This is a genomic window from Inquilinus sp. KBS0705, from assembly GCA_005938025.2.
In the GTDB taxonomy this organism is placed as follows: domain Bacteria; phylum Bacteroidota; class Bacteroidia; order Sphingobacteriales; family Sphingobacteriaceae; genus Mucilaginibacter.
The window spans coordinates 1,747,781-1,769,790 of the sequence record VCCI02000001.1 but is presented as its reverse complement, the minus strand read 5'-3'; the positions used below and the strand labels follow the sequence as shown (position 1 = coordinate 1,769,790).

At 41.5% G+C, this 22,010-nt stretch carries 18 protein-coding genes and 1 tRNA gene; 10 read left to right on the top strand and 9 right to left on the bottom strand.

From position 1 onward, the window contains the following. The first annotated feature begins 12 nt into the window (after window positions 1-12). From FFF34_007780 to FFF34_007760, 5 genes are all read left to right on the top strand, one after another. On the top strand, window positions 13-939 hold the full coding sequence (locus FFF34_007780; protein ID TSD67285.1) for a ChbG/HpnK family deacetylase: 927 nt from the start codon (window positions 13-15) through the stop codon (window positions 937-939). Between the two features lie 5 nt (window positions 940-944). Then, window positions 945-1,325, top strand: coding sequence for a hypothetical protein (locus FFF34_007775; protein TSD67284.1), 381 nt, complete (start codon window positions 945-947; stop codon window positions 1,323-1,325). Window positions 1,326-1,331: 6 nt separating this feature from the next. Then, window positions 1,332-2,867, top strand: a complete 1,536-nt coding sequence (locus FFF34_007770; GenBank protein ID TSD67283.1) for a GMC family oxidoreductase — start codon at window positions 1,332-1,334, stop codon at window positions 2,865-2,867. A 773-nt stretch (window positions 2,868-3,640) separates the two neighbouring features. Then, window positions 3,641-4,738, top strand: a complete 1,098-nt coding sequence (locus tag FFF34_007765) for a PAS domain S-box protein (protein TSD67282.1) — start codon at window positions 3,641-3,643, stop codon at window positions 4,736-4,738. 364 nt (window positions 4,739-5,102) lie between these two features. Then, complete coding sequence (locus FFF34_007760) at window positions 5,103-7,352, top strand: bifunctional alpha,alpha-trehalose-phosphate synthase (UDP-forming)/trehalose-phosphatase (protein TSD67281.1); 2,250 nt, start codon at window positions 5,103-5,105, stop codon at window positions 7,350-7,352. Between the two features lie 85 nt (window positions 7,353-7,437). Here the strand turns inward: FFF34_007760 and FFF34_007755 are convergent, their stop codons facing one another. Together FFF34_007755 and FFF34_007750 are read right to left on the bottom strand one after the other, a co-directional pair. Continuing rightward, on the bottom strand, window positions 7,438-8,535 hold the full coding sequence (locus FFF34_007755; protein TSD67280.1) for an AI-2E family transporter: 1,098 nt from the start codon (window positions 8,533-8,535) through the stop codon (window positions 7,438-7,440). 230 nt (window positions 8,536-8,765) lie between these two features. Next, complete coding sequence (locus FFF34_007750; GenBank protein ID TSD67279.1) at window positions 8,766-10,265, bottom strand: PDZ domain-containing protein; 1,500 nt, start codon at window positions 10,263-10,265, stop codon at window positions 8,766-8,768. Between the two features lie 359 nt (window positions 10,266-10,624). Between FFF34_007750 and FFF34_007745 the strand changes: the two genes are divergently transcribed. Beyond that, on the top strand, window positions 10,625-10,867 hold the full coding sequence (locus FFF34_007745; GenBank protein TSD67278.1) for a hypothetical protein: 243 nt from the start codon (window positions 10,625-10,627) through the stop codon (window positions 10,865-10,867). Window positions 10,868-10,929: 62 nt separating this feature from the next. Here the strand turns inward: FFF34_007745 and FFF34_007740 are convergent, their stop codons facing one another. The 4 genes from FFF34_007740 to FFF34_007725 all read right to left on the bottom strand — a co-directional run bounded on the left by FFF34_007740 (window position 10,930) and on the right by FFF34_007725 (window position 15,127). Beyond that, window positions 10,930-11,400, bottom strand: a complete 471-nt coding sequence (locus FFF34_007740) for a DUF2147 domain-containing protein (protein TSD67277.1) — start codon at window positions 11,398-11,400, stop codon at window positions 10,930-10,932. A gap of 14 nt (window positions 11,401-11,414) precedes the next feature. After that, window positions 11,415-12,350 (bottom strand): universal stress protein, encoded by a 936-nt coding sequence (locus FFF34_007735; protein ID TSD67276.1) that lies wholly within the window; start codon window positions 12,348-12,350, stop codon window positions 11,415-11,417. 139 nt (window positions 12,351-12,489) lie between these two features. Beyond that, window positions 12,490-13,371 (bottom strand): mechanosensitive ion channel, encoded by an 882-nt coding sequence (locus FFF34_007730; GenBank protein ID TSD67275.1) that lies wholly within the window; start codon window positions 13,369-13,371, stop codon window positions 12,490-12,492. Window positions 13,372-13,381: 10 nt separating this feature from the next. Continuing rightward, on the bottom strand, window positions 13,382-15,127 hold the full coding sequence (locus tag FFF34_007725) for an APC family permease (GenBank protein ID TSD67274.1): 1,746 nt from the start codon (window positions 15,125-15,127) through the stop codon (window positions 13,382-13,384). Between the two features lie 591 nt (window positions 15,128-15,718). On the opposite strand from FFF34_007725, the gene FFF34_007720 reads away from it, so the two are divergent. The 4 genes from FFF34_007720 to FFF34_007705 all read left to right on the top strand — a co-directional run bounded on the left by FFF34_007720 (window position 15,719) and on the right by FFF34_007705 (window position 18,729). After that, window positions 15,719-16,618: a DMT family transporter gene (locus tag FFF34_007720; GenBank protein TSD67273.1), complete on the top strand. Its 900-nt coding sequence runs from the start codon at window positions 15,719-15,721 to the stop codon at window positions 16,616-16,618. 454 nt (window positions 16,619-17,072) lie between these two features. Next, window positions 17,073-17,618, top strand: coding sequence for a hypothetical protein (locus tag FFF34_007715; protein ID TSD67272.1), 546 nt, complete (start codon window positions 17,073-17,075; stop codon window positions 17,616-17,618). Window positions 17,619-18,041: 423 nt separating this feature from the next. Continuing rightward, window positions 18,042-18,302 carry a hypothetical protein gene (locus tag FFF34_007710; protein TSD67271.1) on the top strand — a complete coding sequence of 87 codons (261 nt, stop codon included), beginning with the start codon at window positions 18,042-18,044 and terminating at the stop codon, window positions 18,300-18,302. Window positions 18,303-18,315: 13 nt separating this feature from the next. After that, window positions 18,316-18,729, top strand: a complete 414-nt coding sequence (locus FFF34_007705; protein ID TSD67270.1) for a hypothetical protein — start codon at window positions 18,316-18,318, stop codon at window positions 18,727-18,729. 77 nt (window positions 18,730-18,806) lie between these two features. On the opposite strand, the gene FFF34_007700 is transcribed toward FFF34_007705, so the two are convergent. The 3 genes from FFF34_007700 to FFF34_007690 form a co-directional block, all read right to left on the bottom strand. Then, a complete protein-coding gene (locus FFF34_007700) occupies window positions 18,807-19,142 on the bottom strand; it encodes a helix-turn-helix transcriptional regulator (protein ID TSD67269.1) in 336 nt (111 codons plus the stop codon). 282 nt (window positions 19,143-19,424) lie between these two features. Continuing rightward, window positions 19,425-19,501: transfer RNA gene (locus tag FFF34_007695), tRNA-Met, on the bottom strand. 123 nt (window positions 19,502-19,624) lie between these two features. Next, window positions 19,625-21,976 (bottom strand): TonB-dependent receptor, encoded by a 2,352-nt coding sequence (locus FFF34_007690; protein TSD67268.1) that lies wholly within the window; start codon window positions 21,974-21,976, stop codon window positions 19,625-19,627. Window positions 21,977-22,010: the final 34 nt, after the last annotated feature.

Here is a 22,010-nt window from a genome sequence, read left to right as displayed (position 1 = left end):
TCCTATAGCTACATGAAAAACACAAAATATATCGTCTGTTTATTATTAAGCGTTACCATTTTACAAACCGCATCTGCGCAAATGCCTGCCCAGGTTTTACCTAAATTGATGCTGCGCTTAGATGACATTGGCATGAACCACGCTGTAAATATGGCAATGAAAAAAATGGCCGATACCAAAATGCCTTTCTCTGCATCGGTGCAGTTTGCGTGCCCTTGGTACCAGGAGGCAGTAGAGATATTGAAAAAGAATCCGCAGGTGAGTATTGGCGTTCATTTAACACTCACATCCGAGTGGAAAAATTATCGCTGGGGACCTGTAAGCGGTAGTGGTACAGTGCCGAGCTTAGTCGATCGGGTGGGTTACTTTCCACAAAGTACCGATGCTTTTTCCAAAAGCGGTTACAAGATAGCAGAAGTGGAGAAAGAACTATCGGCGCAGATCGAGCGCGCGCTGGCCTCGGGCCTTAGAATATCTTATATCGACCCGCACATGGGTATAGCTTTGTCAACGCCCGCCTTGCGTGCGCTTACCGAAAAGTTGGCTCGAAAATATAAATTAGGCATATCAACATTAAGCGAAACGGTCTACTTCGGCGAAACCTACAAAGAGATGTGGGGCGAGCCTGTTGTTAGTAAAAAGAAAGCGTTTTTGGCATATGTTACCAATAATCTAATCCAAAACAGGCCCAATCTTGTGGTGATACATGTTGGCCTGCAAACGCCCGAAATGAATGCGCTGTTTGATATGAACAGCAGCATGATGAATACCAGGGAAGGTAAGCCACTTACTGCACTACACCGTGAAACAGAACTAAATATGCTGTTATCGCCGGAGTTTAAAGCACTGGTAAATAAAAGGTTCACATTAACGAATTACACTGCGTTAATCAAAGATCGTGGTCTGAATAGCATGAAGCTGGAAGTGGTTAAAAACTGAAGCATATGGAACGCAGGTTATTTATAAAACTGTCCGCTTTTACTGCTGCAGCACTTACCCTGCCACTAGCGCAGGGCTGTAGCAATGGGTCTATGGAGACGGCAGTGGCGCAGCCTTTTCTTTTTTCACAGATCGTTGATGTTAAAACGATAAATGAAGCAGGGTTAGCCTATCGTGCAAATCATATAAGTGAAGATAATAAGGAAATATTAACGCAATTGCTGTTAGGTGAGCACAAGGGGCTGGGAAAGGAAGCGATACAAACCAAGCTTGATAAACAAGTTACGGCAGATTTTAGACAAGGCAAAACCATAGTACTTAAAGGCTGGGTAATGTCCATTACCGAGGCAAGGCAATGCGCGCTTTATTCCATCATAAAATCATAACCGATTATGCATATCGATGCGAGAAAAATAGATAACAACAGTATTATTGAAGGCGATATTTGTATAGTTGGCTCAGGCGCGGCAGGCATAAGTATGGCGCTGGAGTGGCTGAACACGCCCTATAAAGTAATATTGCTTGAAGGTGGCGGATTCGAGTATGAAAAGCAAATGCAGGACCTTTACAAAGGCAAAACGACCGGCCAAAAATATTACCCGCTGGAGTCGGCAAGACTACATTATTTTGGTGGTACTACCGGTCACTGGTCGGGCTTTTGCTCCACATTTGACCCGATAGATTTCAAGGAACGTGATTGGGTACCACACAGCGGATGGCCTCTAAACCGGGAAGACCTTGACCCTTATTATGCACGAGCCCACAAAAATCTCGACCTTGGCCCGTATGAATACGATGTAAAGTATTGGCAAAAAAAAGACCCCGAACTAAAGTCGCTGCCCTTTGATGGTGATGCGGTATTCAACAAAATGTGGCAGTTTAGTCCGCCAACACGTTTTGGCACCAAATACCGTGATACAATTGTAAAAGCACCCAACATTCATTTATATACTTACGCGAATGTTACCGAGATCACAGCTAACGAAAATGCCTCTGCCATAAAAGAGGTTACCGTAAAAAATTTGGATGGCAAGCAGCATACCGTAAGAGCTAAACAGTTCATCGTCGCCTGTTGTTCGATTCAAAACGCGCGCTTGCTGCTGGCATCGAATAAACAGGCACCAAAAGGATTGGGTAACCAAAATGACAACGTTGGCCGTTATTTTATGGAGCATCTGGAGATAAAATCGGCAGAATTATGGCTGACAAGACCGGATGTGCTAAAACTTTACCACTGGGAGTGGGAGATAACCAAAGCACGCGCTGAATTGGCCATTAGCGAAGAGATGCAGCGAAAGCATCAGCTACTGAACGGCACCGCCTCCCTTATCCCTTTAGAGGTCGCCCGTAAGCAACCCGCCTTTATCGATATATGGACGGCGGATACTGCGGCGACAAAAAGAAACATGGTCAAATTAGACGATATAGGGAAAGAGGGCGCGAAAAAAGAAGGTCATCGAGCCTTCCAGTTGTTTACCCGTGTTGAACAGGCCCCAAATCCCAATAGCAGAGTTACCTTAGACACCGAAAAGGATGCCTTGGGTGTACCAAGGGCGACACTGCATTGGGAATTTACACCACTGGAAAAGCACAGCCTGCGCGGTATCTATAAAATAATTGGCGAGCAGTTGGGTATAACCGGCGGCGGCAGGGTGCGCCTGATGGACTACCTGCAGGATGAGAACGACAATACCTGGCCATCGTTCACCGGGGGAGGCTGGCATCATATGGGTACAACCCGCATGGCCGAGGACCCCAAGAAAGGCGTGGTTGACGCCAACTGCAAAGTGCATGGCATTGCGAATTTGTACATGGCAGGTGCATCATGCTACGCAACTGCCGCTGCGCCAAATCCAACACTTACCTTAACAGCGTTAACCATCCGGCTGGCAGATCATTTAAAGGAAAAGGTAAAAGGGAAGCTTTAGAACTTTAATCAAATGCTGTATTACAGCTAATAAATCTTAAAAACACCCCCAAACTAAAAAATAACCCGGGTGGGCGTTTGGGTGTCAGAAATAGTGTATTTGTAAGAATTGAAAAGAATCACTAAAAAAGCTGCAGGATGTATTTGTTTTTTGGCGGAGAAGCTAGGGGCCACAATCGAACACTTAACATCATTTTTGACATTTTTGGATAATTTAAAAATAAAAAAAATGATGAATTTGGTAAATAGACTCGCACAATGATTCCACATTTGAGTTCATTAAAATATTTAATCTTCTAGTTGAAATATCTTTACAACTACTTTTCCCCTTAGCATGACCGTATTAAGAATTTCATAAGAAGACTTTATTTCTCAGTATCTTAGTCTTGACATTGCGCCTTTGAAAGTTGTGTTATTTAAAAGTTCAGCTATTGCTAATGTGGTTTTCTTTGTGCTGTTTTAGGAAAGGATAGCAACCATAAGGCAGTTGATGTTTAAATATAAGCAAAAAACATGTTCCCTTTTGGTAATTTCCAAAAACGATTGCCTTGGTAATCTATATTTCGATGTGATTTGTAGATTGTTACAATACATTGCAGCAAAGTTAAGCTTAGTGTTTCTGAAACGTGCAAGAACCTGAGTATAAATCCTCTGACCAGAGGCACAATATATTTATACCTTTTCCCTTTGAACTTAATGAAGACTTTTGTTATTTTATTTAAGAAACCTAGTCGAATAGCCCAATTGCCGTCAATATATATAAATATCAAATGAATGGATACTACTAAAGACATAGCTGTTATTTTCTTAAATGGCACATTTGACTTCGACCCTTTCGTTCAAATATCTCCAGATTTGATTTGTATTGCCGGGTACGATGGCTATTTTAAAAAGATCAATCCCGCTGTGTCAAAAACTTTGGGTTATACTATCGAGGAGCTACTATCAAAACCAATAAATGATTTTGTTTATTTCGAGGATAAGGATAATACCATTGAAAGCAGAGAGACTGTTAAAAGATCAATTCCACTGATAAATTTCGAAAACAGGTATATAACTAAGTCGGGTGAAATCGTATGGCTTTCCTGGACATCGGTCGGCATAGAAGAACAGCAGTTAGTCTTCGGATTAGCCAAAAATATCACACACAAAAAACGGCTTGAAGAAGATAGGAACATATTGATTTCTAATCTTACCAAAGCGAATGATGAACTTAAGCAATTAACTTATGCTACCAGCCATAATTTAAGAGCACCAATAAATAACGTGTTTTCTATTTTTCACCTGATCAAAGAAAAAAAGATTGAAGACACGGAGATAGCGGATTTGTTGGATATGTTGGAGGAATCAACAGGTAGTCTCCGCAATACTATAAACAACTATGTAGATAGCTTGATACAAAAAAAGAGCCTAATCATAGAGGTTGGTACACAAAGTTTTACGGAATCGCTAAATACCGTAATTAAGTCGTTAAAATCGTTAATAATTGATACTAAAACAGTAATTAGTTCTGATTTTTCCGAGATTGATGTAATAAACTTTAATAAATCATACCTTGATAGCATACTTCTTAATCTCGTCTCTAATTCAATCAAATACGCAAAACCGAATACCCATCCACAGATATTATTAAAAAGTAAAAAAGGAAATGGAATAGTTACCTTAATATTTAAAGATGAAGGGCTTGGATTTGACATGGAAAAGAACAAAGATCGAATTTTTGGATTTAATCAAACCTTTCATGAAAATGAAGATAGCAAAGGAATTGGATTGTATTTGGTTCATAACCACTTAACATCGCTGGGGGGCTACATTGATGTTGTTAGCCGCATTAATGAAGGCACAACATTTACAATTACATTTAAAGCCTAGTTCCAATTTTGGGTTTGCAGTTTTGAGGTGATCGATAGGAAAGGTTGCCCTGCTGCAGGCACATCCGAATATTTATGAAACTCTATCGAAACAACGCTGTTGTATTGATAGGCCCAGTTTGTGACTTTGAGTTACACTTGTCAAAGGCTTGCTGAAATGTGAAGCGTCGATGTGCCGATAAAGGTTGGCACTTAATCATACACTAAAGATTTCCTTATTGACTTGTCAACTTAAAACGGTTGTAAGGTGTTAAATTCATGCAACTGCAAAAAGTAATAGACGAACTTAATTAATACACTCAACTTCCAGTGCCCTGGTGAATAGCATGTAAACGCCGGTCTTGCAAGTGATTTATTTGACTACAATGAAAAAAAAGTTATTTATTATTTCTAATCGCCTACCTTTAACGATTGAACAAAATGAGCAGGATATTCAACTACGACAATCATCTGGTGGACTGGTTTCTGCAATCAGTGCTTTTCTAAAAAAAAGCAGTCCAGATACTTTCAGCGAACAAATCTGGGCCGGCTTTCCGGACTGCAATTATGACATTTGGCAACGCGCTCGAGGCGCTATTCAATCTACAAGAGATTATACTTATCTGCCGGTTTTCATTGAGGAGGAATTATATCAGCGGTACTACCAGGGTTTTTCAAATTCGCTCATTTGGCCACTTTTCCACTACTTTCCTTCCTTTGCAGAATATAACGACGATTATTATAATGCATATATTAGGGTTAATGAACTGTTCGCGGAAGCCGTAAGCCAACAGGTTAATAACGGAGATATGGTTTGGATCCAAGACTATCATTTGCTTCCTCTCGCAGCAATGTTGAGGAGATATCATCCGACTATTTCAATCGGCTTCTTTTTACATATTCCATTTCCGTCTTACGAGCTATTTCGTCTTATGCCTAAACCCTGGCAACATCAGTTATTAAAGGGAATGGCGGCGGCTGACCTGATCGGGTTCCATACGATCGACTATGCAGCAGATTTCCTGGCCTGCATAGCGAATGTATTAAAAATAGAACATGACGGACAATTCTTTAGGTTTGAAGAACGACTGGTCAAGGCAGACGCCTTTCCGATCGGTATTGATTTCGACCAATTTCACGAAGCGGCCGGGTCCGAAGAAGTTTCGAGGATACGGCAGCAATATATAGCTTTAAAAGGGCCGCAAAAGATGATCTTCTCGGTGGATCGGCTCGACTATACCAAGGGTTTGCATAACAGGCTTAAGGGTTATCACCGGTTCCTAACGCAGCATCCTGAGTATATCGGTAAGGTCATGTTCGTCCTTGTCGTCATCCCATCGCGTGATGAGATCGATAAATACAGTGAAAATAAAAGAATAATCGACGAGTATATTGGTAACCTGAACGGTTCCCTTGGCGATATATCGTGGCTACCTGTACGCTACCATTATAATCATCTGCCTTTTGAGGAGCTTGTCGGTTTGTATACTGCTTGCGATCTGGCACTGATCACTCCGCTACGCGATGGGATGAACCTGGTTGCAAAAGAATACGTGGCGAGCCAAAATGATGGTAAGGGTGTTTTGATTCTGAGTGAAATGGCAGGTGCCGCCCGGGAACTTACAGATGCGTTGCTCATCAACCCGAATGATACAAAAGAGATGGCAGATGCTATCAAAACGGGAATAGAGATGAGCGAATCCGAACAACGGGACCGAATGGCCGCTATGCAGAAAGTTGTTAAAAAATATAATATTAATGCCTGGGCCAATGATTTTTTTGCTACGCTCGGTGAGGTCATCAAACAACAAGGAAGTTTAGAAACGAAGTTTCTTGACAATTTCTCAAGCGTGGGATTGCTTGACGCCTATGCACGGTCAAGCCGACGACTTTTATTATTAGATTACGACGGCACGTTGATCCCTTTTTCTAAAGAGCCGTCCGAAGCAATTCCCGATCCAATATTACTACAAACGCTCAAGGATCTTTCGGCTGATAAGAGAAACCATATTTATATTATTAGCGGCAGAGATAGCGAGAGCCTGGAGAAATGGCTCGGGCATTTAGAGGTCGGACTTATTGCGGAACATGGTGCCAAAATAAAAAATATTGGCCGGGGATGGCAAAATGAAGCTTTCCGGGCTGACGAAGACTGGATGGCAAAGATCCGGCCGCTAATGGAATTGCAAAGTGACAAATGCGTCAGGTCATTTATTGAAGAAAAAGAATTTTCATTAGCCTGGCACTATCGAAACGCAGAGTTAGTACACGGGGGTCTGATGGCAAAAGAGCTTTTTAATAGACTTTTAAACGCGACTGCTAACTTGCCGGTGAACGTTTTAGCCGGGAATAAGGTAATCGAAGTTCGCCCTAATGGCATAGATAAGGGTAGTGCGGTCACTAAGCTGATATCGGAACAATCATATGATTTTATTTTATGCCTGGGAGACGACAAAACGGATGAAGATATGTTTAAAATATTGGCCAGTGTGGATGTCGCTTATACCATTAAGGTTGGTCAGGATGCTTCATTTGCAAAATACAATATCCAGTCACCACATGTGGTTAGAACCTTTCTTCAAACTATAGTAGACTATCCGGAATTACCGCCTACTGCGGTAAAATTTATGCGATAAACAAATGGGTTTTGTGAGTAACCTGCAAAATCAGAATTACAGCCTAACGGAAGTTATTTAAGAGTTTTTATTTGATTCGTTACACTTATTTGAACCAGGACTTTATTTTTTCGGTCACTGGTTTTTCTTTTTTGCCATCCTCGCCATTTCCTATCAGGTAGCCATAAGGTTTTAACGGTTCAACATGGTCGCAAACGATCTTTATCATTCCCAGGACCGGAATAGCCAGTATCATACCACCTACGCCCCATACTGCTTCACCTAAAACCAACACCATTATGGTAAACAGCGGGCTTACATCTACGTCCTTACCCACAACCAGCGGCTGCAGAATATAACTTTGAATAAACTGCACCAGGCTATAAGTGATCAATACGCTAATTACCATGTTGCTACCGCCGCCTTGTGCCAATGCCATCAATACGGTAAGCCCTGTGCCCGTGATATTACCTACAAATGGTATAATCTCTAATGTTCCGCAAAGAATGGCAAAGAATATTGCATTGTTAACCCCTACAACGGAAAAACCAATGCTATACATTATCCACAGGCAAAAAATCATTTTAGCAAGTCCTGAAACGTAATTTTGAGCGACTTCTGTGGTTTGCGTAATGATATGTTTTGTATTTGCCTGATCTTCCGGCTTTACCAATTTTAACAGGAACTTTTTAAAGTGCGCCCGGGAATTAATAAAGAGAAATATATAAATTAGTAACAGAACGGCAGTAGTCACGGAGCTTAACAACGTAGCGACGAACCCTGCTATATAGGTTGCTGCACCGCTTGCTCCGGATGATCCTTGCTTTTTCAGCATTTGATCCTGTTGCTGTTTTGATACCCCAAAACTATTATTAACAAAATTTTGTACCTGCCCAACATATTTATTGAATTGTTGTTCAATCTGATCCAGATTAGTCTGCAAATTAGAAACTCTCCAGCTTATAAGAAAAAGAAACGCCGTTACTACCAAAATAAGGGTAAGCACACATATAACCGCCGCCACAGTTCGGTTAACACCTTTTTTCTCCATCCATCTGCTAAAGGGCAGGAAAAGCATAGCCAATATGCCCGCAAGCGCAATAGGAGTTAAAAACCCTGCTGAAAAATACAGGCCTCCAAATATCAGGAACAGTAATAGCAGTGTTGATACACTGCGTGGAAGGAAATCATTTACTTTATTCATTTCTATCAAATTATAGCCATTCCAAGCTTTTAGGAAGGTCAAGACGCGCAACTCCGATCCGGTAGTCAGGCATTATTTCTGATTTAAATTCCGATATCTACCTGGTGTTAGTGACCCGGAATAAACTATTTTAAACACTTCTTTAACTATTAATGCCCTTAATGGTTCTGGGAAGATAAAGTCTTCGTGCTTGTCCGCCTGAAATAAGTCATTATATATCCAGAAGTTAATTAAGCGCCAAGTGATAAATTAAAAACAATACGGGAGCCGTCCGGCGTGACACATTCAAAACGGAGGATACCATTGCCTGCTACTTTGAAAGCTGCGGCCATATCGTTGACGCTGTTAATACGGCTGCCGTTGATACTTAAAATGATTGCGCCCCGTTGAATGCCGATTTGTGCAAAAAGACCTTCGGGGTCAACGCCCGTCACGGCCAAACCGGTGGTCATGCGGTAATGCTGTTTAAAAGCATCGCTCAAGGGTGCAAACGTGGCGCCCAACTGTAATGATAACGCAGGAAGATCAGCAGCTTTTCTAGCCTCTGGCGCTGCTTCCTGCGACTTCAGCGTAACGGTTGTAGTGATCGTTTGATCTCCGCGTTTTACTGAAAGGCTAAGCTCATCGCCCGGATTGTGCCTGGCAATCCTTTCGGATAATTCGACGGATGATTCGATTTTCGCATCATCGATCTGCTGGATGATATCACCCGGTTTCAAGCCGCCTGCTGCAGCGGCACTGTTAACCTGCACATCAGTCACATAAGCGCCCTGTACGCTACCTGGTTTAATACCTTGCCTTATCATGAACTGATCTTCAGTAGCGGGTGACGGAAAACTTACGCCCAATAAACCGCGTTTTACCGTGCCATATTTGATCAGGTCGTCCACGATTTTTTTTGCCAGATTAACCGGAATAGCAAAACCGTAGCCTTCGTAACTCCCGGTTTGTGAAGCAATGGCCGCATTGATACCGATGAGCTGGCCATTGGTATTTACTAAAGCGCCGCCGCTGTTGCCGGGGTTGATAGCTGCATCGGTTTGAATGTAAGCTTCAACAGCCGAACTCATGGCCGAAGCTGTGGCAGGTTGGCCGCTTTCCGGCTTACCAATGATGCCGATACTTCTTTCTTTGGCGCTCACAATGCCCGCGGTCACCGTTGTGTTAAGTGAAAACGGATATCCCGCAGCTAAGACCCATTCGCCAATCTGTACGTTATCTGAGTTGCCGATACCGATGGGTTGAAGATCATTAGTGGCAATCCGGATAACTGCCAGGTCGGTATTCGGGTCGCGTCCGATCAGTTTTGCGGGGAAAATCCGTTTGTCAGTTAAGATCACCTCTATCTGCGTAGCCCCTTCTACTACGTGGTTATTGGTTACGATGTAACCGTCTTTACTAAAGATAACACCTGAACCTGAAGCCATAACCTGCGACGCAGGTTGCTGAGACCCATAGTAGGGATCGTACAGATCATTGCCTGCTTCTCTATTTAACTTTACTTTAATGTGAACAATGGACCGGGTAACAAGTGCTGCTGCCTGCGTAAATTCCGGGGTATTTGCAGTCGACCGGCCGCCCACCGGAGTTTTGGCAAAGTAAATGGATTGGGCTCCCGTATCGGCTGGATTATCAGCCGCCGCATTGGAAGACCCCATTATTTTAAAAGTAGAGAAGCTCACCAGTCCTGCAACAGCAGCGGTGATCACAATCAATCCAACTTTGTTCATAGCATCGCGTTTTATTTTGAATGGCTAAATTTCCTTAGCATGGTATCCAATACTGCTTTTATCCTGTCTATGGCTGCATGAACGGAGTTCTCGACCATGCTTAAAGGCGTTTATTGCCTCTGATGTGATGAATAATTAAGAATAATTATACCGGAATTGAAAGCCTTATTATAATACCCTACTTTTAAGCAAATTGTTTGCAGACACGGAGATAAACACTTATTTTATAATGAAGCAAATCATTTTAAAAATCTGTAAACAAATGCAGGTGTTAGTTGTCTTATGAATATCCTCTCTCTTAGCGCCCGTTTTTCTCTGCAAAACTTCCGCTGTCCCTGTAGGTTATAAAAACTATCTTTATGAAAAAGTTAAGCATATTCATGATCGCAGCCGGTCTACTACTCGTAATTTGTGGTAACGTATTTTACAAACAGCACGAAAATCCCGACGACAGCGGTGGATCCGCCTCAATTACCACCTTGAATGGAAATTGGTCTGTGAAAATTCCGGCTTATATGGGCGGTGTCATATTGCTTTTCGGATCAATATTTTTTTATATTGATTTGGATACTGAAAATAAAAGAAACAGTGTTGTTCGTTAACATTTTAAAATAAAACTAAAATGCTTTTCCCGAAATCCGGGAAAGTATTTTTTGCGGAAAATTCATGGAATACGGTGGAAAGTCATCGTCTTTCCGATCCACTTAAAGTGCCAATAACCCCTTACTTTTAAGTAGTCTCCTTTATCAATGGCCGCAGAGGCGTTCCATTCTTTTCCATGTTTGGAATCATATACCTTCCCGTTTTCCCACGTGCCTTTGCTTGGATTGTAATTTAAATTTCTTAAAATACTCATGCCTAAGATGGTACGGTTGCGTAATTTGGGATCAGGATTACGCTTATCCTTCCAGTAGTTCATTGGCTTGCCTTCGGTATCGCTAAACCAAATGATCTTTGCTTTGAAATCATTATTTTCCTTAAATACCTTGATACGAAGTGTTTTCTCTTGATTTTCCCAGTTGCCGCAGATACGGTCGCTTGCTGCTGTAGTTTGGGCAACAACAGCAGAGAAATAAAACATTGATATGAATGTTACAACAAAAGGAAAGAAACTGCTTTTACGGTTAGTAGACATATGACATTGGACGTTTATAAGGCGTAATGGTTTAATTTCGAGATGTTGACATAAGCCAACTTTAAAGTTTCTGATGATTGTTTCTCTGCATAGTTTCCGCCTTTGACAAACAGTACTGCTGTTTCCGTATTACGAATCATACGCTGGATGAAGCTACCGAAAAAGAACTCTTTTAAAGTTCGATTGGTATCACCACTTAAGACGATCAACTTCGCTTTTTCTACCGTCGAAAGGTCGGATATCTCTTTAGCGGATTCTAACGTATAAACAGAACGCCTGGTAACTGATTCGGCTAACATTTTGAGACTGCGTTTAATACGTTCTGAAAGATCTCTTATGGATTTTAATAGCGTCAGATCCTGTTGCTTTACTATACCTACAACAGTTACAACCGCATTGTTCTTTTCTATAATGCTTTTAGAGAGCTGCAGTTTTGCGATCGGATTTTCCTGACTCATTACCGGAAAGATGATACGATCGAAGGCATTCACTTCTTTATTAGCTGGAACGATCAGTACATGGCTTATCGTGTTTTGCAACAGCTTATATGGCAGACTATCAATCAGGTAAGATTGTTCAGAGAGATCAGGTTCCGTTCCTATAACGATAACATCTATTTGTAATTCTTTGGCTTTTTCGGCAATTATCACACTTTTATAACCAGCAACAATTTCTAAGCTGCAATTGACTTCATGACTGTATCTGATTGATTGAACGATTTTTTTAAGTAATTTACGGTTCCGTTCCCAACTGTCTTCCATTATGGGTTGCAACGTTGTTAATCGGCCCATTTTAGGATAATAATCCATAAGGTCTTGCACGTATAATAGATGCAATTGAGCTTTTTGCCGCTTTGCCATTTGAATGCCGGTATTTAAAGCATTCAATGAGGTTTTGGAAAGGTCAACGGGTACAAGGATATTTTTTATTTGATTTTTCATAAGAATCATAATTAGTGGTTAAATATTGGCGAATGATCAGATAGCCATTCATTGGAGTATGATCAATATACGGAAATGAACTTGTAAATGCAAATTTATTCCAGAAAATACACAATAAATTCAGAGATTTCTTTACTTACTCTTATTATTAGCCCTTAAGCATTTCTGCCAAAGGTGTTTCTCCCTTTATCCCGAAATCCATCGTACGTATAGGGAAAGGTATCATAATATCATTTTCATCATAGGCCTTTTTAATACGCATGATGGCCTGGCTTTTGACGTCTAGAAAATCCCTCTGCTCAGTCGTGCCGACCCATAGCCTGATCACATAGTTGATGGAACTATCACCAAATTCGGTATAAAAAAGCGTGATCTCATCATCGGGTGAAAGACTCTTGATGCCCTGCACCGCCCGCAGAGTGACTTGTTTAACCTTTTCAAGATCATCGCCGTATGAGATGCCTACAGAAAGATCCATTCTTCTTTTGCCTAACAGGGTAAAGTTTTCTATTGGATTTTGAAAAACATCTTTGTTGGGAATGATAACCATTTGGCCCTGAAAAGTACGAATTACCGTGTCGCGCAAATTAATCTCCTCAACTTTACCCATGTAATCTTTGATCTTAACAATATCACCCACCTGGATTGGGCTGCGAAATGAAATGAATATTCCGGAAATGAAATTAGCAGCTATATCCTGAAAGGCAAAAGCAAGCGCCAGGCCAAGGATACCGGCACCAGCCAAAACAGATGTCACCGCCGTATCCAGGTGTAATATACTCAATACCGTAAAGATAGTGAGACCAATAAAAGTGACATAGATGATTGATACGAGCAGATTGTTTAGCGCCGCATGTTGTGATATCCTTTTCACTAATTTTGCTGCTGTCTTTCTGATCAGTTTTGCGATAAAGAAGCCAATGACAAGCACGATAGCCGACAGTATAATGTTTGGCAGCAATTTGATCATATCGTGCATCCACGTTGCCAGTTTCTGTGAAACTAATTGATAAGCTTTTTGAATATCCATGTTATTTCGATTACATAATGAGCCTGACGCCTCCCAATTCTGAAACGTGGTAAGGAAATTTGTCGCTGGGAGCACCAATGAACATGAAATTTTTTGGAATTTCCCATTTCTGGGAAAGTTCATCGATGATATCCGGGCCAAATTTGCCTTCAATCTCTACAAACTCAATATCTATGTCGGGGTAAGCCCTGTCCAGCACTTCTATATCTTTTTTTAAACTTTCGTTATTACTTAGACTGTTGATAATATGCACGATCTTTAGCCGCATGGTCGATTCATTTTCTTCCACATAGATCATTACCCTGTTTAAGATCGAAACATTATCGCCACGGGTAAAAAATACCAGTTCCTGCGCATTGAGTTTTACCAGAGAGCGGTGGAGACGAAAATTCTTTAAGACCAGGTTTCGCAGCGGAACACTTACATGCTTGACCGAATAAATTAGCCACCTGAGTATCCGCGCCCGATTCAGCATAATCAGAATGAATAGCATTGCAGGTACCAGGTATTGAATAAATACGTAAAATGATAGCAGGTTAAGTTCGATATTACCCAAGAAAGCCGCAATAACAAAAGCTATAGCGATGACCACGGAAATGACAGGTGCATATTCCAGCCGGGGAAGTTTGCTTCTTTTAACTTTAAGCAATAAATTACCTACACCGAACAGCGCCATTACCAGTAAAAATGAAAAGGTGTAAACCCCGGCCAGGTTGGCTAAGTTCCCTTTTGTTACCAGCAGGATAGATACACAGAGGAGAAAAAAGCCGATGACGATGCGGTAGTTTACGCCTCTTCGATTTTTAGCCAAAAAAAAGTTTGGGAGTATCCTGTCCAACGTAATGCGTTCTGCAAGCCCTGTGACACCCACATAAGAGGTTAAAACTGCCCCGCTTAAAACCAAAACGGCGTCAATAGAGATAATATAGCTTAACCAGCCACCACCCGCAGTTTGCCCCATAAAAGAAAGCAGCGACTCCCGGTGGTTATTAATGGAAACCATCGGGATAATGCTAAGGGCGAGCAAGGCGATAACCGGATTGAAGAAACTAACGACCCACCACATATTGCGCAGTGTTTTTGTAAAAACGCCTTCCTGTTGCTCCTCGACAAAATTGGCTGAGCTTTCAAAACCGGATATTCCCAGCATGGCTGCAGAAAAACCGAGAAACAACGCCGTTATTAATCCACCGGATGTTACAGGCATAACCCAATTAGCCTGAAAGATGGCTAAGCCATTGTTAAAAAGAAACCAGCAACAGGTTAACACCAACAAGCTCAAAGAAGCTAAATGCGTTATAAAAATGATCACGGCGACTAATGCAGACTCGCCAATACCGATTATGGCGAGCATCATAAAAATTAAAAGGATCATTATTGTTGCCGGGATGAGTGGCAGGGAATGAACGATGTCATGAAAATAAAACATCGCCTCATAAGCAGAGATTACCGCCGTAGCCATGTAGGATAGAATAGTTAAGCAGGCGGCAAAAGAAGCTGTACGTTTCGATGCCGTGTTTAGCAGTACATTGTAGGCTCCGCCGTTCAATGGCAAGGCACCAACTACTTCACCGTAAATTCGGCGAAAAAGAAATAAAACCAGCGCAACAATCAAAAGCGATATCCAGGCATATTGCCCGGCATAAGCAATGGTCAGCGCGGATACATAAAGACAGGAAGAACTGATATCATTACCACAGATCGATGTTGCCTGTAATTCATTAAGTTTATGGTTGGCAACATGTAGTTCTTTCATTTTACAGGATTATCGGACGGTCAGTGTCAATTCAGGTGATTGGTAATGCTTCTGAGCCATTGTTGTAATTTTACAACATCAGTTTTTCTTAATGGTTTTGTTAAACCGGCCAGGTCAACGCTTTGCGTATCGACCGATAACGAATTTGCCGATCTTATAATGACGGTGCTTAAACCTAAATTTGTTACAGCGGGATTAAGCACTTCAGTTCAGCTAATATAAGGCTGTCCTTACTATGCGCTGTAGTACCTGGTAATCATCTAAGCTGGTTTGTAAACATAAGGCTTGGCTTCCGCCTCTATTATTGGAGTAGCCAATGCCGAGTCGATTAGCAACTGATTAATATCCCTCAAAGTCACATCATAGCTATTAGTGAGTTAGAAAGGCAACGAACAGCACAAAAGCAAGCAGCAACACCCTAATGGTTTGGTACGTAGGTTTTGCCCAATCCGGATAAAAGCCGGGAATATTCAGTTGCTCTTTTCGATTGTAAACAAGGGGAGGACTCAACAATGGCATTTAAGCTATTGTTAACTAAATAGAAACATATAAAACGTTAGATTGTCAGTTTAGTAAAGAGATAATCGACGAATGAAGAATTTCAAAACATATTTAATGCTTCTGTTGGGCATGGCGATCTTCGGAAGCGCCACTCCGCTGAGTAAACTGGTCACAAAAGACTTTCCCGTATTTGTAGCGGGTGGATTCCGTGTTTTACTCGCTTTTTTGGTACTGATGCCATTTGTTAAATTTTCAAGTATAAAGAAATACAAAGGTAAGGACGCGTGGCTGCTGATCGGGATCAGTGTGGTAGGAGTTTTAGGCTTTACAGCATTCATGCTTTTTGGAATGCAAATGATCTCAGGTGTAACCGGCAGCGTGATTATGAGTGCGACGCCCGCGCTTACCGCTGTTTTATCAGTCTTGTTTTTCAAAGATGAATTTAACTGGAAGAAAGGTTTTGCGATTGTTTTAGCTGTGGGTGGGGTCGTAGTGTTGCAACTTAGTAATAATGGAGAACACAAGGGCAAACATGAGTTATTAGGTGTCATATTGGTTGTCGCCGCAATCTGCTGCGAGGCGGGTTATACACTGATGGGTAAAGCGCTCACAAAAGATTATCCCCCTGAAGATATTGCAGCTTTTTCCGCAATTATTGGCTTTATTGGTTTTATTCCTTTTATGATCTGGCAGTTTCACGATTTTACAATTTCAGCCGTGACTGTAAAAAGCTGGGTCTATCTTGCGCTTTACGGTGCAGGTACAATGGGGCTTGGCTCTGTACTTTGGTATAAAGGAGTTCAGCAGGTAGAAGGCAGTACGGCCGCCACTTTCATGGGTGTTATGCCAATAAGTGCTTTAGTTTTGTCTTATCTATTGTTAGGCGAACGGTTCAGATGGGTCCATGTCATTGGCTTTGCCCTTGTGTTTTTAGGGGTTTTACTTATCATCAGCGTTCACAAGCAAATGATGGAGAAGAATAACAATTGAAAAGCTAAGCGAAGTATTGGCAGGATACCGGAATACTTAAACAGGGCTGACCAGTCACAGTTGAGACCTTCGACACAGGGAAGCAGCTAAGAAACATAAAGATTAAATTTAGTATTTCGAGCATGATCAACGCAGATGCGGCGAACCTCTGTTCGCGGTTTCGCGCCTCAAAAAGCGCCCCGCATTTTGCGCCTATTTAAAATTCAACTACAAAATGCGGGGCGAAAAATCGGGCTCCGCATTTGCGGAGCCCGACTGGAAGTTCTAAATTTAAACAACTGTTTCATCATCCTAATTATAACGTATTAACTTTTGATAAATGTCCCGCCAATAGGCTTGTCTTTGTTCATCTGCCTCCTTGTATTTTGGGTCAGAATGTTCATAATGCCGATAATCATCCGCTTGCATGACGGCTAATTGCAGTTTGTCAATACAAGATGGGAACAACGGGTTGATGGTAGGTGCCGATAATGCCCTCAGTACGTTAACCGACGCGACCAGCAAAGGCGGGCGCATCGTTTTCCCTCATTACAATAACGCGGATCTGCCGATAGGCATGCTCATGGGCACCTGCAGTGCAACGGTCAGCGAGCTGTGTATTGGCGGCGGCAGCGGACTATCCAATGCCACGACGATGCTGAGTTTTTATACCGCTGCCAATAATTCGACGGCCGTTGGTACAAGCCGGATGACGATAGATAAAAATGGGAACGTCGGGATAGGGACGGTCAACCCCGATCAAAGACTGACCGTTAACGGGACGATACATTCAAGTGAAGTTAAAGTGGATATCAATATACCGGTCCCGGATTATGTTTTTTCATCAGTTTACCCGTTGAAAAGTTTAGCTGAGGTCAAAAAATACGTGGATCGTTATCATCATTTACCGGAGATACCTTCGGCGGAACAGATTGGAAAAGATGGCCTGGACCAGGGTGCGATGCAAATGAATTCGAAAGTCCCTTTACTGCCCTGGCTTCGGGGGCTACCTTTGCGGTAACAGATGATCGGCTTAACCAGGTGCTTTTTCTTTCAACTGAAAAGAAGAGCAATTGAAAAAATAAAAATCAGATATGTACATTAGTGCCTTAAACGTACTTGTTAAAAGTACCTTATCGTGCGAGACGGTAAGCGGGTTACCGGAGCAGAGCGGAAATAAAAGACTGGTAAAATTGGAGTAGCCTATAAGAATGCTAATCAGGGAGGGGGGGTTGGCCAGCCTGGGTTCGTAGAAAGTTTCATTCCAATTTGGGGAGACGGTAGAGCGGGAATAGATGATATACAAAATGGTCGATATTGGTCAGGTGCATTTCACATCGCATTAGCTGTTAGTGATGTTTTTTTAGTAGAGTCAATAGCAAAGGGGATTGGCAAAGGAGCCTGGAAATTAGGTTCCCATTCGTGGAGTGCCACAAGTAAATGGATGAATAAAGCAGGTTATGAAGGAGTCAAACATCATTGGGCGATTTCTCAAAAAATTGCTAAGCAATATGGATTAGAGGCGGTTGCAAATCAACCTTGGAATATTAAATTATTTGCTGATCAAGCTACTCACATGATGTTAGGCCATGGACAAACTTACAAAGGAGTTGAAGGAGCAAGTGCATTAGGACAACTGTGGTATGGCACCCCAACATGGTTCAAAGCATTTACAATAGGAACCGGAGGTGATCTTGTTCCTTAAAACTTATAAAATTATGCAGTATCCAATAATTCAATTATTTGAAAATGATAAAAATATTTATGCGCAATCTAAAGGACCTGAGCAAGCATCTGTATCTTTATTTCACATATTTGTCAATTCGATTATATTAGATTCTCAAGGATATAAACGTAAAGTAAAAGAAATACGTAAAGTTGGCTGGGCTAATTTTTGGGGATACCATCCTTTAATTAAAGGTAGAACTGCTAAAATCGAATATGAATTTTCAGAGCAGGAGCACTTGTCTTTAGATAATTTTAAAAGTTTGGTGACGGAAAGATTATTAGCTGGCGTTAATAAAGGTTTTTGGTATGCTAAAAAAGATATTCCATTTTTGGTTAATAAAGTGAGTGAATCATATGACTACAAATCTGTTGTTGAATGTTTTATTAAGGATCTTTATAAATAGAATATTCCGCTGCCGCAGCTTAAATTAAGCTTCCAACTATAACTCACAGCTCGGCCAGAAACAGCCGGGCTTTTCTATTAATGAGCGTAAGCCTTACCAGTTTTAGCATCCCTGATAATGGCATTAGCCAGGAATATGAGCTTATCTTTAGTCGATGGTTCCAGTTCTTCAATTTCATCAATAAGCTTTAAGGTCTGCTTATCAAAAGCGGCTTTATCACTACCGCCAGCCAAATAATCCAAAGATACCTCTAAAGCATCCGCAATCTTTTTAGCCACGTCAACAGAGGGTGAAACCTCGTTGCGTTCATAGCGCCCGATAATCTCACGGGACACCCCGGCCTCTTTAGCCAGGTCTGCTTGTGAGATCTTTTTTGCCTTACGTAATGCAGTAATCTTGTCGCCAATGTTCATAATAATGCACAAAAGGATGTTAAAACCTATTGATTACATCAAATGTAGAGAACAAAAGTTAATAAATAAAATAATCGTTCTCTTAAACAAATCATTGTTTACTTTTGTGCAGAATAGTTCTACCTTATCTCTTTCGTGGCCCCCAAATCTAAAAACAAGTTTCAGGGTGCCGGATAGGTGTTCTAAAGGGTGTATTTATAAGTACTGAGAAGGATCGTTAAAAATTAAAAAACCCTCTAAATCAATGACTTAGAGGGTGAAATAAATGATATTTTCTATCATTTGTGCGCCCACCTGGGCTCGAACCAGGGACCAAAAGATTATGAGTCTTCTACTCTAACCAACTGAGCTATAGGCGCTGAAAATATTTGCTATTTTCGAGGTTGCAAATATGTAAAATTGCAGCCGGAATTACAAAAATCATTTCATTTTTTAATCATCACTTATAATCGCCTGTTTTATAGGCTATTTATTTGTTGCAATTAAAAGTTTGTGCGTAAAGTTACACCATATGTTTTAGGGTTACCCAGGTGCGACGCGCCAAAATCGTAAGCATAATCAATATAATGCTTATTACTAAGGTTACTTCCCCATACAAAAACATCGTATCTTTTAGTGCTTACTCCTAAACGGGCATTAAACACGCTATAGCCTTTTTGTTCTATTTGGTTAGCCAAATCAAAGTATTGCTTACCAAGGTAGCGCCATTCGCCGCGTGCTATCAGCCTGGTTTGTGCATTATCTAAGGCGTAGCCATATTGCAGGGCAAGCATTGATGTTACATCAGGCGTATATACCTGATGGTTGCCTTTTAAATTAACTACTGCACCATTGTTTGGAACTTGTAAATCGGTATAACGGGCATGTGTATAGCCAAAACTGTACGATATATCTAAGCCTTTTAACACGGTAGCGGCAATTTCGGCCTCAGCGCCTTTGCTGCTAAGCTTACCGGCGTTTTTAGTCACAGTAATGGCATCGGGTAAAATTAAAGTAGGCACCTGTGCATCGTTCACTAAAATGTAGAATAACGATAAGTTAAAGCGTAAACGGTTATTAAAAAACTGGTTTTTTGAACCTACCTCGTAATTATTGCTATACTCTGGTTTGTAGGCCCGTAATGGCGGCGAAGAAGGATCAGAACCCAGCTGACTAATGCCTCCGGCCCTAAAACCACGACTGTAAGACGCATACAGGTTGTTATTTTCCGATGCATGGTAGGCTATACTAAGCTTTGGTGTAAAGGCTTTAAAACTTGCGGTAGACGATGTATCGTTTTGTGTAGTAATAGGGTCTGCACCATCGGGCTGAAATTCGCCTCTAACCATTTCTTTTTTATGCTCGTAGTCATAACGCAATCCGGCTGTTAGGTCCCATTTTGGGTCGATAGTGTAAACCAGTTGGCCAAATACAGCTGTGCCATAACTGTGTTCAATATTACTGTTAATACTGGTAAAATCAGTTAAAGGTGAACCTACCGCGGCCGCATCTGCGCCAAAGTGGGTGCCCGATTTGGTTGGGCTGTAACGGTAAAAGCCGTATAAGCCTGCCGTCCATTTTAAATTGCTTGCCGAAGCAGGAGAGGAGAACCTGAACTCCTGCGTAGCTACTTCAACCTTATTAAATTTAGGGCCATAATTATTTACTACAGTTACCGCATCTATAGGCGAAAAGTCACCATCAATTGGCACCGTGTAATAGCGGTAATTTTTTTGATAGGTACTTACCGAAGTGAAGTTTACATTGCTTCCACTGTAATTTGCCGCTAATGATGCGTTAAATATATTATCTATCATTTTGGTGGTGGCGTTTTGATTTACCTCAAATGGTGAGGATATCGCATCGCCCGGCGAGCTTGATAGCGCGAACGGGCCATTATTGCGGTTAGCGTAGTTTTTTACATTCAGCGTTAGCGAGAAATCCTCTGTAGCTAAGTATTTCAGGTAATAATTACCCATAAACGAATGTTGTTTATCCAGCTTAGTATTGTTAAAGGTATTGGTATAAAACCCGTCAAAGCCGTTGTATAACCCTGCCACACCTAAATATAATTTGTCTTTTACCAATGGTGTGCGCAAGCCAAGGCTATAACGCTGCTGGCCGTAGTTGCCAAAATTCACCTCGGCAAAGCCGGTAGTTTGATTAGTTGGCTGTTTGGTTACTATATTTATTACACCACCCATGGCGTTACGGCCATAAAGCGTACCCTGTGGGCCGCGTAATACTTCTACACGCTCCACATCAAACAACTGGGGGATGTAGGTATCTAAGCCAAATTGGTTAACTCCATCAATATACGTAGCAATCGCAGGGTCGTACGATGTTGTGGCTATACCACGCACACCGGTAACGTTACGGTTATCACCCGGATTGGCTGAGTACAAGTTAGGTACGATTGCAGTAATATCCTTTAAATTCCATACACGATAGTCCTGAACCTGTTTAGCCGATAGGGTAGATATACTGATAGGTACATTTTGTACCTCTTCTTCGCGCTTTTGGGCGGTTACAACCACTTCATCAAGGCTGGTGGCTGCATCTTTTAGCTGTATAGTGATGTTTTGATCCTGACCAACGGTTACGGTTTGGTTTATAGTAGCAAAGCCAACGCTGCTTATGTGCAAAATGTACTTACCTGCAGCTACTCTGTTGAATGTAAATGTACCGCTTGCGTTAGTGGCGGCATTGTAATTGGTATTTAGCAAACTCACTGTTGCACCAGCTACAGGCTGCGATTGTACATTGACAACCTTGCCTGATAAATTAGATAACGATTGAGCTGAAGCTGAGCAAAAAAATGCCAGCAATAATAAAAGTGTAGATAGTTTTTTCATGGTAAAAAATAAAGCGGATATGGCGTTTGGGCCA